Source organism: Staphylococcus sp. 231237_7MaSpsaltlick (assembly GCF_043107035.1).
In genome coordinates this window covers 100,809-117,022 of the sequence record NZ_JBICNX010000004.1, presented here as the reverse complement: position 1 = coordinate 117,022, position 16,214 = coordinate 100,809, and the positions used below count along the sequence as shown (strand labels likewise).

General features: G+C 35.0%; 11 protein-coding genes and 1 pseudogene. 8 read left to right on the top strand and 4 right to left on the bottom strand.

Annotated features, from left to right (window positions below; translation table 11 throughout):
• Nucleotides 1-32: 32 nt before the first annotated feature.
• Entirely contained in the window at nt 33-1,661 is a 1,629-nt protein-coding gene (locus ACF91D_RS09080) for a poly(glycerol-phosphate) alpha-glucosyltransferase (protein ID WP_107591314.1), read from the bottom strand.
• Between the two features lie 179 nt (nt 1,662-1,840).
• Nucleotides 1,841-5,668: pseudogene (locus ACF91D_RS09075) on the bottom strand (Ig-like domain-containing protein); the annotation flags it as partial.
• A 414-nt stretch (nt 5,669-6,082) separates the two neighbouring features.
• Here ACF91D_RS09075 and ACF91D_RS09070 point away from each other — a divergent pair.
• The 7 genes from ACF91D_RS09070 (at nt 6,083) to ACF91D_RS09040 (ending at nt 12,702) form a co-directional block, all read left to right on the top strand.
• Nucleotides 6,083-8,152 (top strand): BglG family transcription antiterminator, encoded by a 2,070-nt coding sequence (locus ACF91D_RS09070; RefSeq protein ID WP_232166615.1) that lies wholly within the window; start codon nt 6,083-6,085, stop codon nt 8,150-8,152.
• Nucleotides 8,153-8,171: 19 nt separating this feature from the next.
• Complete coding sequence (locus ACF91D_RS09065; RefSeq protein WP_042737912.1) at nt 8,172-8,636, top strand: PTS sugar transporter subunit IIA; 465 nt, start codon at nt 8,172-8,174, stop codon at nt 8,634-8,636.
• Nucleotides 8,637-8,690: 54 nt separating this feature from the next.
• Nucleotides 8,691-8,969: a PTS sugar transporter subunit IIB gene (locus tag ACF91D_RS09060; protein WP_042737911.1), complete on the top strand. Its 279-nt coding sequence runs from the start codon at nt 8,691-8,693 to the stop codon at nt 8,967-8,969.
• 100 nt (nt 8,970-9,069) lie between these two features.
• Nucleotides 9,070-10,329, top strand: a complete 1,260-nt coding sequence (locus tag ACF91D_RS09055) for a galactitol-specific PTS transporter subunit IIC (protein ID WP_042737910.1) — start codon at nt 9,070-9,072, stop codon at nt 10,327-10,329.
• 23 nt (nt 10,330-10,352) lie between these two features.
• Entirely contained in the window at nt 10,353-11,384 is a 1,032-nt protein-coding gene (locus ACF91D_RS09050) for a zinc-binding dehydrogenase (protein ID WP_107590161.1), read from the top strand.
• A gap of 106 nt (nt 11,385-11,490) precedes the next feature.
• A complete protein-coding gene (locus ACF91D_RS09045) occupies nt 11,491-11,640 on the top strand; it encodes a hypothetical protein (RefSeq protein ID WP_162846349.1) in 150 nt (49 codons plus the stop codon).
• 24 nt (nt 11,641-11,664) lie between these two features.
• On the top strand, nt 11,665-12,702 hold the full coding sequence (locus tag ACF91D_RS09040) for a galactitol-1-phosphate 5-dehydrogenase (protein WP_107590160.1): 1,038 nt from the start codon (nt 11,665-11,667) through the stop codon (nt 12,700-12,702).
• A gap of 168 nt (nt 12,703-12,870) precedes the next feature.
• On the opposite strand, the gene ACF91D_RS09035 is transcribed toward ACF91D_RS09040, so the two are convergent.
• Both ACF91D_RS09035 and ACF91D_RS09030 read right to left on the bottom strand, forming a co-directional pair.
• Nucleotides 12,871-13,536, bottom strand: coding sequence for an ABC transporter ATP-binding protein (locus tag ACF91D_RS09035; protein ID WP_107590159.1), 666 nt, complete (start codon nt 13,534-13,536; stop codon nt 12,871-12,873).
• Nucleotides 13,537-13,549: 13 nt separating this feature from the next.
• On the bottom strand, nt 13,550-14,599 hold the full coding sequence (locus ACF91D_RS09030) for an ABC transporter permease (protein WP_107590158.1): 1,050 nt from the start codon (nt 14,597-14,599) through the stop codon (nt 13,550-13,552).
• 309 nt (nt 14,600-14,908) lie between these two features.
• On the opposite strand from ACF91D_RS09030, the gene ACF91D_RS09025 reads away from it, so the two are divergent.
• A complete protein-coding gene (locus tag ACF91D_RS09025; RefSeq protein WP_107590157.1) occupies nt 14,909-15,961 on the top strand; it encodes an efflux RND transporter periplasmic adaptor subunit in 1,053 nt (350 codons plus the stop codon).
• The last annotated feature ends 253 nt before the right edge of the window (nt 15,962-16,214 follow it).

The following is a 16,214-nucleotide window of genomic DNA, read 5'->3' as shown; positions in this document are numbered from 1 at the left end:
TATCATCCTCAAAATCGAATTATTACTTAATTTTAATTAGACGGTTTAAATGCCTTTTGATATTGTACATAACCAGATACATAGTGCTCTATATCATCAATACGCACACGATATCCATGGTGTTTGATGAAGAAACTATTTAATATTCTAGCAGGATTTTTAAAGTACATGGCAATTTCTGGATAGAAGAAACCAGTTCTTTCATAATCAGCTCGAATGTGAATTGTTTTCATAAATTTTTCTTCATCTAATAATTCTTCTACAATATGATTATACCCAGTTTCTTTTGCCTTTTTAACTAAATGGTATGTTGCCATAAGCATTTCCAAGAATGTAGGATATGTCGTCTCACGCTGTTGCATATAATCTAAGTAACCACTTACGTTTTGAATACCAAAACGGTAATATTTTTCTGCAGGTTCAATTTGAACTAATTCATTTGTACAATAGCCTAACCAGTGATCATGATATTTCCAGTAGTCATTTGCGATAAAATGTTCAAATAATAACTTTACTGTTTCTAACCATTGCGGATTTGGGTCAATTTGATACAAACGTAATAATGCCAATGCTGCTTCCCCGTCATAGTATACAATACGGTTTGCTTCTTTAACTGTTAAGTCAGGATAGTTTAATACGTGCACCGTTTCACCAGTATTTTGATTAATCATATTAAATATACCTTTTGCGACACTTTGTGCAGCACTTAAATATGATTTATTTCCCGGGTTAACTTTTAAATATTCACATATAGCAAAGATAAAGGCTGCATTTTGGCCTAATTTTATCTCATTCATATCATTAGTATCATCAAAAATGTATCCTACATTATCCTTCTCATATAAATAATGACGCATTAAATACTCTATTGCCTTTTCCGCTGTTTTAACATCCTTATTTAAATAAGTTAAACCTTCAATTAATGCATAAGTAGATGAAGAGTGACGTAAGTTATTGTAGAAATTTATATTTTTGTCAAAATGCGGGAAATAACCATAGATGTACTTACCATTTTCTTGCATCATGCCATTTAAAAAATCTACGCTGCGATCAATCAATTTATCAATTTCTGTATGTAGATTATCGACTTTTCTTAAGCCCCTAGTTAGTCCTCTATCACCTAGTTCAAAAACGTCATTTTCATCTAGAATAAAGCCTTGAGTATAAAACTTTGTTATCTCTTTACCTTGATAAGCGTCTATTGTGAATGGTTTCTTTTGATTTGTATATTTTCTTAAATAATTGTTGATATTATCCTCTGACAAAATAAATTCACCTTTTACTTTTTTCGATGGACGAACAAAAGCATTAACATTAATTTCTTCCGGTAAAAATGTCAGATTCCAAAATTTATCGAGTGCAATACCATAATCAATATAATTTCTACGTCGCTCAATGAGATGATGAACGACTTGATCAAATAATGTATTTTCAGTTTCAGTTACTAAATCTACTTTGACCCATTTTGCTTGTTCTCCAGATTTTTTATAGAATTTTTGACATTGTTTTAAGATATCTCGTTCTAAATACCTTGGATTTTTAAGCAATTTTACATTCGCTTTAATGTTTGGCTTTCCTAAACTTAAAAAAGCATATTGAAATGAGATTTGAGACTTCTCAATGTGATTTACAAGTTTTTTTATCCTACTTTCAATATTCATTTATTAACCTCCCACAATTAAATGTATAACCTATTTATGAATTAACCTTTTAAGTTTCAAACAATTTATTATGTATATAATATAACACAAATTTATTTGCTTATTTCAAAAAATAAGCCGGACCTTAAGGCCCGGCCTAACATTAATAATTATTATTATTTGTCTTCATTCTTTTTATTACGTCTTCTGAACAATAATAATGAACCAAATGCTGCGAATAATGAACCGAAGATAGTACCGTTTTGGTTAGTCGTTTCACCTGTATCAGGTAAAGATTTGCTATCTTGTTTTCCATTATCTTGTTGATTATTATTTTGACTATTGTCATTAGAAGTAGTATCGCTATTTGAATTATTATTAGAATTCATGTCTGTATTTGAACCACTATTTGCATCTACATCGCTACCTGTATTTGCATTTGATCCGTTGTCTGCGTCTGAGTCGCTATCTGCGTCGGAATCTGAATCAGCATCTGAGTCACTATCTGCGTCTGAATCTGAATCAGCGTCCGCATCTGAGTCACTGTCTGCGTCTGAATCTGAGTCGGCATCTGAGTCACTGTCCGCATCTGAGTCAGAGTCTGCATCTGAGTCGCTATCTGCGTCTGAATCTGAATCAGCATCCGCATCTGAGTCAGAGTCCGCATCTGAGTCACTGTCTGCGTCTGAGTCTGAGTCTGCATCTGAGTCACTATCTGCGTCTGAATCTGAATCAGCATCTGCATCTGAGTCGCTATCTGCGTCTGAATCTGAATCAGCATCCGCATCTGAGTCACTGTCTGCATCTGAGTCAGAGTCCGCATCTGAATCTGAGTCTGCATCAGCATCGGCATCTGCGTCACTATCATCAACAACTATTGCTGAACCTTCGTCTGATACATTACCTGCGTCATCTGTTTCAACTGCTGTGACTTCATCACCATTATTTAATTCTGTACCTTCTGGTACGTCTACGCTCCAGCTTCCATCTTCACCGACTGTACCTGTTCCTGTTGTGCCATCTGGGAATGTTACAGTAATTGTATTTCCTGGTTCATCTCCTGTTCCAGTTACTGTGTCTGCTCCTGCTTCTGGTACATTCACTGTTGGCGCTTCTGGTGCTGTTGTGTCTACAACCGTTGCTGTACCTTCGTCTGATACATTACCTGCTTCGTCTGTTTCAACTGCTGTGACTTCATCACCATTATTTAATTCTGTACCTTCTGGTACATCTACGCTCCAGCTTCCATCTTCACCGACTGTACCTGTTCCTGTTGTGCCATCTGGATATGTTACCGTTACATCTACTTGTGATGTACCTGGTGTTGTGCCATCTGGTAATTGTGTTGGATCATCCACTGTGATTGTTGGTTGTTCTTCATCCGCTGGGTATCCAGGTACTGTTACTGATCCTGTCACATCGTCTGATGTTGTTGCTTCACCGTATGGTTTTTCTACACCTGGTGATGTTGGTTCATAAGCATCATTATCTGCTTGTTCACCCACTGTTACTGGTACTTGGATATGATCTGTTGAGCCATCTGGATATGTTACTGTTACATCTACTTGTGATGTACCTGGTGTTGTGCCATCTGGTAATTGTGTTGGATCATCCACTGTGATTGTTGGTTGTTGTCCATCTGTTGGGTATCCAGGAACTGTTACTGCACCTGTTACATCGTCTGAAGTTGTTGCTTCACCATATGGTTTTTCTACACCTGTTGTTGTTGGATCGTAGTTACGTGTTTCTAATACTTTTACTACGAAAGAATCTGCTGCAACATCGTTACCACCTGAAACGATAACGGCAGTATAAATGTCACCTTCTTGAGCAGTATCTGGTACTACAAATGTAGCTTGTTGTTCCCCATCTTCAAGTGATGTGATATCGCCAGTTTGTTGAACAACATTACCATCTTTATCTCTCCACTCAATGTGTGTTGGTAATGGTGATAATTTTGTACCTGTTAAATCAATATGAACTTCGTCGCCAGCAATTGCTGGTTTATCAGTATTATTGAAATCTATAATTTCAATACCTAAATCAGTTGTAGGTACTAATGCAAAGTTCACGTTATACCACATTGGATTTTGAACTAAGTTTTGCGCAGGAGCTGTTTGTGGTGTCCATGATAAGTTACTATTTGGTTTTCTAAATTCAGGGTTAGTATATGATGAGTATGAACTTACTACTTCACCATCTGGATTCATAACATAACCATAGATGTAATCGTCATCCAAAGTACCTGATGGGAAACGTAATGTATATCTACCATCTTCATCAGTTTCACCATAAACTGTAGCTGAAATATATTCCGGATGATCAGTTAATAATGTTTTTGCAGCATCTGCTCTTTCTGATTCTGGTAAGCTCTCAACTTGATCTTTATATGCTTGCGCACCTTCTGCAGTTAATGATGACATTACAACTGTATAACCAGCTGCTTCTGGATCATCGATATTATTATTTGGTCCAGTACCTGAGTTTGCTCTATCCCCAGCACCTGTCTCGAACCAAACTTGACCTGAAATACTGTTTTTCGCACTTAATGATACTGATGGCGCGCTTAATGGACCTTCTGTATCGTGAATCCACTCTGAACGGTCAGTCGTCATGTATCCACCTTCAGGTTCAATACCCATATAGATACCTGTACGTTGCATGTTGACACCAATTAATGGGAATTGTCCTAAGTTTGAGCTTGTCACAGAGTTAACATATGAACCTGGGAAGAATCCACCAGCTTGACGAATCATAGTCGCCGTATTACCATTTGCTGTTTGGAAATCTTCAATCCATAAACGGTAATATTGACCATCATTAGCAGTGTATAAATGGTGTGTACCGTAAGCATCTGTCCATCCATCTCTTAAGTCAAATGCATATGCACCTGGGCCTACTTGAGAACCGTCTAAATCACTTAATTGGTTAGTCGTTTTAGCTACATAAGTTGGTGATACTGCACCGTCTTTATCAATCCATTGTAAGTAAACATTAGTACCTTCTGGCACTGCTGTTAAACCGTTAGACATTGTAGAAGGTGTCCCTTTATCTACAATCCATGCACGACCTGACAAAGTATTTGCAGCATTTGTAGCGTCAGTTGCTGAATTAATGTAACCATTCGCAATTGCATCTGCTTCAATAATTTGTGAATTATTAGTTGTAGCTAATGTTGTCATTTGGTCATTTGCAGCTAATGTAATTGCTTCTTCATTTTGAGGAGCAACTCTAGCAGCAGTTGCTAATGTAGTATTTGCATCTTGAGCGTTAGCTAATTGATTAATCAATGCAAATTGTAATTCTTGTGAAGTTAAGTTGTCTGAATCTAAGTTCAAATCGCTAACTGCTTGTTCTGCATCACTTTCTGATACATTAGCAGCTTGTGCATAATATGCTACTGCTGATTTTTCGTCAGTAACCTTTGTGATATCACCATCATTTGAAGTTACATTTACACTATCTGCAGTAGTTTTTTGTGAAGCTGGTGCTTCTGTTGTTGTTTCTTCTTTTGTACTTTCTTCAGCTTTTGGCGTTTCTGTTGTTGCTTCTTCTTTTGTACTTTCTTCAGCTTTTGGTGCTTCTGTTGTTGTTTCTTCTTTTGTACTTTCTTCAGCTTTTGGTGCTTCTGTTGTTGTTTCTTCTTTTGTGCTTTCTTCAGTACTTGGTGCTTCTGTTGTTGCTTCTTCTTTTGTACTTTCTTCAGTACTTGGTACTTCTGTTGTTGCTTCTTCTTTTGTGCTTTCTTCAGTACTTGACTCTTCTGTTGTTGGTTGTTCAGCTGTTGCTTGTTCTGTAGTTTCTACACCTGTGTTTGCTGTTTCAGAAGCAGGCTGATCAGATTCGTTTGAGCTACTTGTAGCTCCTTCTTCTGTTTTAGCATCTTCAGCTGCTTTCGCTTCATCATGCGCTGCGCCAAAGATTAGTGTTGCACCAACTAAAATTGATGCTGTCCCTACTGTAAATTTTCGAATTGAGTATTTGTTATTGATGTTCGGCAAAAAATCATATCTTTTCGACTTTCTCACTTATCAAAAATCCTCCCTAATCACTTGTTTTAAAAAGAATAATTACCCTTTGAGAATAAGATATCATCAAACTAAAGTTTGCGCAATCTAAATTTAGAATAATAGAAAAAATTTAAAATAGTAACTAACATTTATTTACATTAGTTTAACATTCTCTTTGAAATTAATTGTAATTGTATACAATTCCTCAACTTTTATTTCGCAGAAAATAATTACATTTAATATTAAACTTAAAAAATTAAAGCGAATATTAGATATTTTATAATTACAATATTTATTGCCTAAACCTTTATATATCAACTTCTAATTACATTCATCACAATAATGTACATTAACCCCGCGTTCTTTTGTGCTTAACACTTGTACAACTCTTGGATGACCTATGCTAAATTTAAACCAATCACAACGTAGGAGGTGTCGAATATTCAATCCGAAAATTTAAGCCTTATAACTGAAATGGTCAATAATCCAAATGTTAAAGGCAAAGAATTAGAACAAAAATTTAATATTTCTCGGAGACAACTTGGTTATCGCATACAAAAGATAAACGATTGGTTAATCGAACAAGATTATCCTGAAATTGAACGTACGAGCCAAGGTTTTTTTATCGTAGATGAAAAGGTAAAACACTGGATAAATGTGCCCACAACAATTAAGTCTACAAACGAAGACCACTTTTACACTTCTGAACAACGTGCTTATCTCATTTTATTAATACTATTTAGAGAAGATGAATTACTTTCGTTAAATCATTTTTCAATAGATTTACAAGTTAGCAAAAACACAGTTCTCAATGATTTGAAACGAACAAAGCAACTACTCACTTCCTATAATATTGAACTGAAATATACTAGGCAGGATGGTTATTACTTAAAAGGACAGGAATTCGAACTTAGGAATTTACTTACTGCACTTATTGACAAAGTATTTCAATTAAATATTTCTAAAGCAATGATTCTAAAGTGCCTTAATTTATCTGAAAACGATTTGGTAACAATTGATGAGCAAATAAGTAAGATTGAACAATATTTGGAAAATAAATTTATCGATCAAAGTACTGCAACATTGCGTTACAAACTGTTCTTGATCATTAATCGAATCCAACATAACAAAGTGGTTCACCCATTCTCTATAGAATATGAGGCACTTTCGGATACAGAAGAATATCAAGCTACAGAAATTCTCATTTCAGAACAACATGATATTCCAAGGCAAGAAAAGTTATTTATCACCTTACAATTATTGTCTACAAGCGTACAGTGGTCGGATGTAAATGATGCAGCCTATTTGCCAGATTTAAAAAATGCATTACAAGAAATGATAGCTCAATTTGAAAAACTTACATTTATCACTTTCGAAGACAAACAAGGTCTCATTAATCGTCTAATGTTGCATATGAAGCCAGCATTTTACAGAATCAAATATTCACTTTCTGATATCGATAGTTTACAGAATAATCTGAAAGAGGATTATAAAGAATTGTTTCATCTTGTAAAAATTTCATCAAAACCTATGGAAGCGATATTAAAGCAACCGATTCCGGATAATGAAATTGCCTATCTGACCATATTGATTGGTGGGACACTTAGAAACCAAGATGAAGATATTGATAGCAAAGTAAAGGCGGTTGTGGTTTGTACTCAAGGTACTTCAATCTCACAATTGATGTTACAAGAGTTGCGTAATGTATTTCCTGAATTTATTTTCCTTGATGCTTTATCTTTACGTGAATTTAACCATTATGCATTAGATTTTGACATTGTATTTTCTCCAATGCATATCGACACTGATAAAAAATTGCATATTACAAAAGCCATGTTAACAACTCGAGAAAAGCAAGAACTACGGCAACATGTTTTAGGGCAACTCAATAATTCATTTGAGACCGACGTTCAAATCGATCGATTGTTATCTACTATTAGGAAACACACTGAGATTCATGATGAATCTGCACTTATCGATGATATGAAAGCGCAATTTAACGAAATGAATACCTATTCATCAATTAATGCCTCATCTGTTTCAATAAATAACTTGATAAATTTAGAAGATTTAATCACGCATAAACATATCCAATTTATGCCACATGTCGACGATGTTAACGAAGCAATACAGTTAACCGCTTCTCCATTAATTGAATACGGTTATGTAGATCCAAGTTATATCAAACAGATGATAGAAAGCTTTGATGATACTTATATGGTCATTAATCAAAGCATTGCTATTCCTCATGCTGAAAACAAAAGTAATGTTCATCGAACCTGTATGAGCATGTTGATATTAGAAGAGCCTATCAAACTCAGCACGAATCATGAGGTTCATATCTTTGTTGTGATTGCAGCAACTGATAAATTCAAGCATTTACGTCCATTATTACAACTTCGTGATTTGGCACAAGATCAGAGAAGTATTGAACAAATTTTAAATTCTAGTACTAAAAAAGCTGTGACTGAAATAATACACAGTTTTTCAAATATAGATTGATAGAGAGGTGATGACTATGATGCAAGATATAAAGATTGATGCCGCTAATATCATCATTGATTTAGAAGCCAGTCAAAGTGAAGAAGCATTAAAGAAGTTATCTAATTTAATGTATGACAACGGTGACGTAAAGTCATCTTATCCAAACGCCATTATAGAAAGAGAAAAATCCTTTGCTACTGGTTTACCAACTGTACCCTATGCTGTAGCAATACCACATACAGACATTCAACATGTAAATGATAAATCGATTGGCATAGCTGTACTGAAGGATACCGTGCCATTTGTCATTATGGGAGAGTTAGAGGAAACAACCGAGGTAAAGTTAATTTTCATGCTTGCTATGGATAAAGAGGCAGCGCAGTTATCCTTATTACAAAAATTAATGGGTATTTTTCAAAATCAACAAACATTAACCACACTAGTCAATGCAAAAAACGAACAAGATATTGTGACATTAATCAAATCAGAATTAAGTGACTAAATATATCAAAAATTAAAATAGCGTATGATATACGCAAATCAGGAGGAATTTATTATGAAACAAGTATTAGTAGCATGTGGTGCAGGTATTGCAACGTCAACTGTAGTCAATAACGCAATTGAGGAAATGGCAAAGGAACACAACATTAAAGTAGATCTAAAGCAAATTAAAATTTCTGAAGTCGGTGCATATGTTGACACAGCAGATTTATTAGTAACGACTGCAATGACTCAAAAAGAATACGATTTCCCAGTTATCAATGCAAGAAACTTTTTAACTGGCATTGGTGTTGAAGATACTAAGCAAGAAATTTTAGCTGCTTTAAAGAGCTAACAAGATCAATACGATTTAAATAATCCGTGAAGATAAAATCTACTACATTACTATAGTCTTTATCTTCACGTCATTTCAAACCAAAGAGGATGGTGTAAAGATGAGTGGATTTGTAGATTTTATAAAAGCATTTCTCGATTTAGGAGCGACAGTTATACTCCCAATCGTCATATTTTTATTGGGCTTATTTTTCAGACAAAAAATTGGAGCCGCATTTAGATCCGGCTTAACGATTGGTGTTGCATTTGTAGGAATATTCTTAGTTATCGACCTACTCGTTAAGAATTTGGGTCCTGCAGCTCAAGCTATGGTGAAAAACTTAGGAGTAAGTCTTCATGTTATTGATGTAGGTTGGCCAGCAACATCGTCTATCGCATGGGCTTCAGTGATTGCAGCATTTATCATTCCTTTAGGCATTATTATCAACATAGTCATGTTAGTTACTAAAACGACGAAAACAATGAACGTAGATATTTGGAATTTCTGGCATTATACATTCTGTGGTGCGATGGTTTATGCCGTTTCTGGTAGTATTTGGCAAGCATTAGTAGCAGCCGCAATATTCCAAATTGTTTGCTTAAAGGTAGCAGACTGGACTGCACCAATGATGAGTGAATTTTATGACTTACCAGGTGTTTCGATAGCAACTGGTAGTACGATCTCATATGTGCCAGGTATCTTTTTAGTAAAAGGTATACAAAAGATTCCCGGCTTAAATAAATTACATGCCGATCCAGATACCATTCAAAAACGTTTCGGAGCCTTTGGTGAATCAATATTTGTCGGCCTAGTACTCGGATTACTTATCGGTATATTAGCCGGTTATGATGCAGGTAAAGTTATTAACTTAGGTATGTCTATGGCAGCGGTTATGGTGTTAATGCCTAGAATGGTAAAAATTCTAATGGAAGGGCTTATGCCAGTATCTGAATCTGCTCGAAATTGGTTAAACAAACGCTTTGGAGATAGAGAAATACACATTGGTCTTGATGCTGCTGTTGCACTAGGTCATCCAGCAGTGATCGCTACTGCGTTAATTCTCGTACCAGTCACTGTATTATTGGCTGTTATATTACCAGGCAATAAAGTATTACCATTTGGTGACTTAGCGACCATTCCGTTTATCGTTGCGTTTATTGTTGGTGCTGCAAAAGGCAACATCATTCACTCTGTCATTGTCGGTGCTATCATGATTGCTATTTCACTCTATATTGCTACAGACATAGCTCCTATTTTCACAAGTATGGCAGATGGTACTAACGTGAAAATGCCATCTGGCTCTTCACAAATTTCAAGTTTAGACCAAGGTGGGAACATCCTAAACTATATAATATTCAAGTTCTTTAGCTTATTTAATTAAATAAATTCGGAGTTGATATAACTATGAAAGCACTCGTTAAAACAAAACCTGGATTTGGTAACTTAGAATTGTTAGATCGACCTATCCCTAGCCCTAACTCAAATGAAGTAAAAATAAAGGTCCACTATGCTGGTATTTGTGGTACAGACGTCCACACATATGAAGGCCATTATAAAGTAAACTTTCCAGTCACGTTAGGCCACGAATTTTCAGGTGAAATCGTAGAAATTGGCGATAATGTACAAAACTTCAAAATCGGTGACCGCGTTACATCTGAAACGACATTCTATATCTGTGGAGAATGTGAATATTGTCAAACTAAAGACTATAACCTTTGTAAACATAGAAAAGGATTAGGTACTCAACAAAATGGCGGATTCACCAAGTACCTAGTTGCGAGAGCAGATAGCGTTCACACATTACCTGACAATGTCAGCTATCGAGCCGCTGCCATGACTGAACCATTGGCGTGTGCCTACCATGCAGTTTCAAAAATCAAAGTATCTCAAGGAGATATTGCAGTCGTCATGGGACCTGGACCTATCGGACTATTAGTAGCCCAAGTCGTTAAAAGTAAAGGTGCAACTGTCGTTATAACTGGATTAGATAATGATCAAGAAAGATTAGATAAAGCCAAAGCACTTCAACTCGATCATGTCGTGAACATCCAGCATAATGATTTAAAGCAATATGTAGACAACATTACAAATGGATATGGTGCAAATATCGTTTTAGAATGTTCAGGTGCTGTACCAGCAGCAAAACAAGGTTTAGACATACTTCGGAAGAAAGGCGCTTATGTTCAGGTCGGTATATTTAAAGACCCTGAAATACCATTTGATTTAGATAAAATTATTCAAAAAGAAATCCGTGTTGTAGGTAGCAGAAGTCAAAAACCAGCAGACTGGGAACCTTCATTGCAATTATTAAGTTCTGGCGCAGTCAATGCCGAAACACTAGTTACAACAGAACTCGATATTAGCCAATGGGAGGAAGGCTACCAGCACATTAAAGGTGGAGACGGCATTAAAGTCTTACTACGTCCTATAGATTAGTAACTACTAGTTAAAGCTATTACAACAATTTAGCTATATAATAAGGAAGTTTTTAGCAAGATAACATACTAAAATATTGCTCATCCAATATAAAGGAGTTGAGAAAATGACTGAAACACTCTTAGATTTCATGCTTGGACCAATGCGAGGTATCACCGATTTTTATATGGAACATTTATTAGTAAATAACGTCATTGTACTGTCCTTGTATTTCATAGCTAGATTATTTAAAAAACGCAAAGCAACTGCCGAATAATTATATGAAATGGAGATGTGACAATTGAAATCACTTAATTTATATGACATCGAAGATTTACGTTTTGAAGAAATTGACAAACCAGTGATTACATCGCCTACAGACGTTATTATTAAAGTGAAAGCAACAGGTATTTGCGGGTCAGATACTTCTCGTTATAAAAAATTAGGACCTTATCAAAAAGGTATGACATTCGGCCATGAATTTTCAGGCATCGTAGAAAGTGTTGGTTCACAAGTCACCTCATTATCAGTAGGAGATCGCGTAACCGGCTGTCCTGCTATCGTATGTCATCAATGTGCACAATGCGAACAAGGCAACTATTCTAGATGTGAGTCCCTTTATGTCATAGGCTCACTAGAACCTGGTTGCTTTGCAGAATTTGTTAAACTACCAATCAGTAACGTTTTAAAATTACCAGACAATGTCGATTTCACTACTGCAGCAATGGTCGAACCTTCAGCAGTAGTCGCACATGGTTTCTACAAGACCAACATGAAACCAGGCGCAACAGTGGCAATTATGGGATGTGGTAGCATAGGTCTGTTAGCTATCCAATGGGCACGAATCTTTGGTGCAAGCCACGTCATAGCAATCGATATCGACAATCATAAATTAGATATTGCTCAAAACTTAGGCGCAGATTTTTGTATTAATAGCCAAACTGATGATATAGCAACCACCTTAGACACTATTCCACATCATATTGATGTAGCAGTCGAATCAGCCGGCGCATTGGCTACAATTGGACCAGTATTAACACTGCCTAAGAAAGGCGGAGAGGTACTATTGCTAGGTATTCCCTACGCCGATATTCAACTGTCCCGCAAACAATTCGAAAAAATATTACGTAACGAACTTAACGTCATAGGATCGTGGAATGGACTTTCCGCACCATTCCCAGGTAAAGAATGGTCATCAACTTTACATTATATGTCTACAGGTGAGCTGAAAATCGAACCTATCATATCCGATGTATTACCTTTAGAACAAGGACCAGAAACATTTGATGCTTTAGTAAATAAAAAACGTGCTTTCGATAAAGTAATCTTCACACCTTAAGACTAACCTTAGACTAACCTATATTGTCACACGCACCGTTAAGTAATTTTAACTATATACAAAAACCACCTTCTTGCCCTCTAAATAATGTCTGACCCAAAAAAGTTAGATTTTTAATCCAACCTTTGGGATTTAGTATAAAAATGAGCAAAATGGTGGTTTTTCGTATTATTTATCAAGTTTAAGTATGCCGTCATGCATATAATATACTTTATCGCAATATGCTTTCAATCGTTCATCATGTGTTACTACAATACAAACCTTATTTAATGCTTGTGTCTGTTGTTGTAAAATATTCATTACTTCTAATGCATTATCTGTATCTAATGAAGCAGTAGGTTCATCTGCTAATATGATACTCGGATTTGTATAAAGTGCTTTAGCAATTGCTACACGCTGCTTTTGACCACCAGAAATTTCATTTGGTAATTTATTGGCAATCGCTGTAAGCCCCAGTTTTTCTAATAAATTTTGAAAGTCTTGCTCAGCAAGCACATTGATTTTTTGCTTTTTTAACAGAGCAAATTGTTGCTTCACTGTCAAAAAAGGTACAAGATTGGTCGCTTGTAAGACAAAACCAATTTCATTCATACGCACTTTAGCTAACTCCGGTTGCTTCATATGTGTAATCTTTTTACCATTTATAGAAATTTCACCTGATGATGGTGTTTGTAAAGCACCCGCCATAGTTAGAAATGTACTCTTCCCTGAACCAGATGGGCCTACAATGCCAATCACTTCACCCTTATTGAAGGTTATCGTCGTATCTTTAACCGCTTCAATTGTCCTATTGCCATCCTTAAAGGACTTTGTTACTTGTTTAAATTCCAACATTTATGTCACTCCCTTATCCTATAGACTTTAATGGATCTACTTTTCGAACAGTTAATATTGAGAAAAGACTGCCCACGATTGAAACAATGATTAAAGCAATGCCAAATATTACTAATGTAACAATGTTAAAGGAGACTGGTACTGCTGATGGTAAACAAGCACCGGTTATCAACGTTAATACAAGGCCTAACACTGTGCCTATTAATGAAATAATAAATGTTTGTGCTAGCACAACTTTAGCCAAGTAGCCATTTGTAAAACCTTGAGCCTTAAGCACACCAAATAAACTTTGCTTTTGCAATGTCATCACATATAAGAAAATGCCAATTACAGAAGCTGATATAATAAATAAAAAGACAATCATGAAGTTTAACGTTAAATTCTGCGCCTTATACCCTGGTAATTGTTTAACGAAATCCTCTATAAATACTGCCTCTAAATTATGATTGAGCTTTTGTTGTTTCCATTTACTATCTTTAACCACTAATGCATTGACCTTATCTTTATTCAACATTGGATTAATTTTTGCGATAGTTGCCTCATTCGTAAAGACAACAGGAGAAGCATTATATTTAGCACTCTCACTAAACCCTACTATTTTTAACTTTTCATCTGATTGTGATAATGATAAGCGATCCCCTAATTTAAACCCTTTTTCTTTTAATGTAGCATCTGCTACAACTTCATTATCATGCTTGAATTTATGACCGGAAATTATTTTCGGCATTAAAAACGATTTTTGGGTCACACCAAACAATAATGCGTTTTCCTTTTTCTTGCCATTTGATGCAATAATACCCGTCTGTTTCAATGGTGTCTGTTTAGCATATTTATGCTCAATATCTTTCTTATCAATAACTGACTGTGCCACTGTCTTATTAGCATCTTTGTTTAAGATAATAGCATCTGCATGCCACTTATCAATGCCTTCTCTATTCATATTTATCAAGCCACTGGCTAACCCAGATAAAAAGAATAATAAATAACTAATCATAACAAGTACGCCTATGATAAGCCCAAACTTCAATTTATTTCTGCGCATTTCATTCCATGCTAAATACATACGTCCACTCCCTAAATAATGCAATTCACTTTAAAAATCCTACTTTTTAAATCAATTTGTAAATTTGTTTTCACTACATTTAATTCATCTATGTATAACCACTATCTCTAATAATATTAATGGTTAAATCATTAATTTCCTAGAAATTAATATTACCTATAATAATAATTTTAAAAATATTTTTTCGCATTTATATTATCCATCAAGCTTATCCAAGCCTTTTTCCGCTAAAACCAGTGCTAAAACCAGTTGCAGACAACGTTTTGACAAACATTCTATGGGTACTGACAAGTTGGCAGGTGTTATAAAATGAAAAATAAAAAATTATGGCTATCTATTATAGTACTTATTATCTTAATTATATTAATCACCTATTTTATCTTAAGACAAATGGACATTATAGATAGCAACAAGCACGACTCATATCAAACTTATACAATTAAAAAAGCAAAGGCCTTAAATCAAACAGGAAAATCCTCTCCTCAAACGATTAAAGTGTATCAAGAGAATCGTGATATTGGATCATACATACGTCCTCAAATTCAAGATAACCAAGTTGTAAAAAAAGGCACACCACTTATATACTACGATACGAACAGTAGTATTAGACCTAAACTGGTCAGCGATGTTAAAAAATTTCAAAATTACGTTGAAAAAGATTATACTGCGTTAAATAAAAAACCAAACGATAGTAAGATACAACAGCGCTTAACGAAAGATCAGCAACAGTTAAATCGGGCCCAGCATGTATTAAATTTACATGATAATCAGTCTAGCAAAGATATTTATGCAACCTTTGATGGTACGGTAAACTATATTAACAAAGATGTAGATAAAAACGGCAATATCTTACAACTTGTTTCTAACAAACCTGAGATTAAGACAACTGTTTCTGAATATGATATTGATAAAATTAAGCAAGGCGATTTAGTCGATGTTGATGCCAATAATGGTGGAACCAAAACAAAGGGTAAGGTAATTCAAATCGCTGATTTATCTACAGCAGGACAAAAGAACGTAGATCAAGCTAGCAAAGATAAATCCACTCCAATTAACAATACTAACAAGCCCTCCCAATATGAAGTTACAATTGGTAATTTATCTTCATCAATTAAAGATGGCTTTACTGTTAAAACGAAAATACATGTAAATACGGCACAATTACCTGAAAGTGCGCTGACAAAGGATAATTGCGTATTCATTGTTGATCAACAAAACAGAGTACACAAACGACCTATTATTACCGGTCATTCAAAAGGTAATATCATCGTTAAGCAAGGTGTAAAGGTTGGAGAGAAAATCATCAAAAAGCCTAATGCTAATTTACAAGAAGGACAAAAAATAGAACCATCAGATTCTTAGTTAGTGAGCAATTGTATAAGTCATAACTAAAATACACATAGTTAAATTGATACTGTTAACAAATTATGTTGATTATCTTCAGTGTCATATGATTATGTGTATTTTATTTTGTCATATTATAAATGTAGCTTCTGTATATCTCCCCTCATAACAGTATTTAACCACCTTTTACACGACTAACAATTAGTTAAAACTATTAAATGTTTTTCGTGAAACATTTCCCTATATTAAAGTAATTTGGATTTGCACAATT

Coding starts and splice junctions, on each gene's coding strand:
- ACF91D_RS09080 (WP_107591314.1), bottom strand. CDS start 1,661: ATGAATATTGAAAGTAGGATAAAAAAACTTGTAAATCACATTGAGAAG.
- ACF91D_RS09065 (WP_042737912.1), top strand. CDS start 8,172: ATGCAAGATATAAAGATTGATGCCGCTAATATCATCATTGATTTAGAA.
- ACF91D_RS09060 (WP_042737911.1), top strand. CDS start 8,691: ATGAAACAAGTATTAGTAGCATGTGGTGCAGGTATTGCAACGTCAACT.
- ACF91D_RS09055 (WP_042737910.1), top strand. CDS start 9,070: ATGAGTGGATTTGTAGATTTTATAAAAGCATTTCTCGATTTAGGAGCG.
- ACF91D_RS09050 (WP_107590161.1), top strand. CDS start 10,353: ATGAAAGCACTCGTTAAAACAAAACCTGGATTTGGTAACTTAGAATTG.
- ACF91D_RS09045 (WP_162846349.1), top strand. CDS start 11,491: ATGACTGAAACACTCTTAGATTTCATGCTTGGACCAATGCGAGGTATC.
- ACF91D_RS09035 (WP_107590159.1), bottom strand. CDS start 13,536: ATGTTGGAATTTAAACAAGTAACAAAGTCCTTTAAGGATGGCAATAGG.
- ACF91D_RS09030 (WP_107590158.1), bottom strand. CDS start 14,599: ATGTATTTAGCATGGAATGAAATGCGCAGAAATAAATTGAAGTTTGGG.
- ACF91D_RS09025 (WP_107590157.1), top strand. CDS start 14,909: ATGAAAAATAAAAAATTATGGCTATCTATTATAGTACTTATTATCTTA.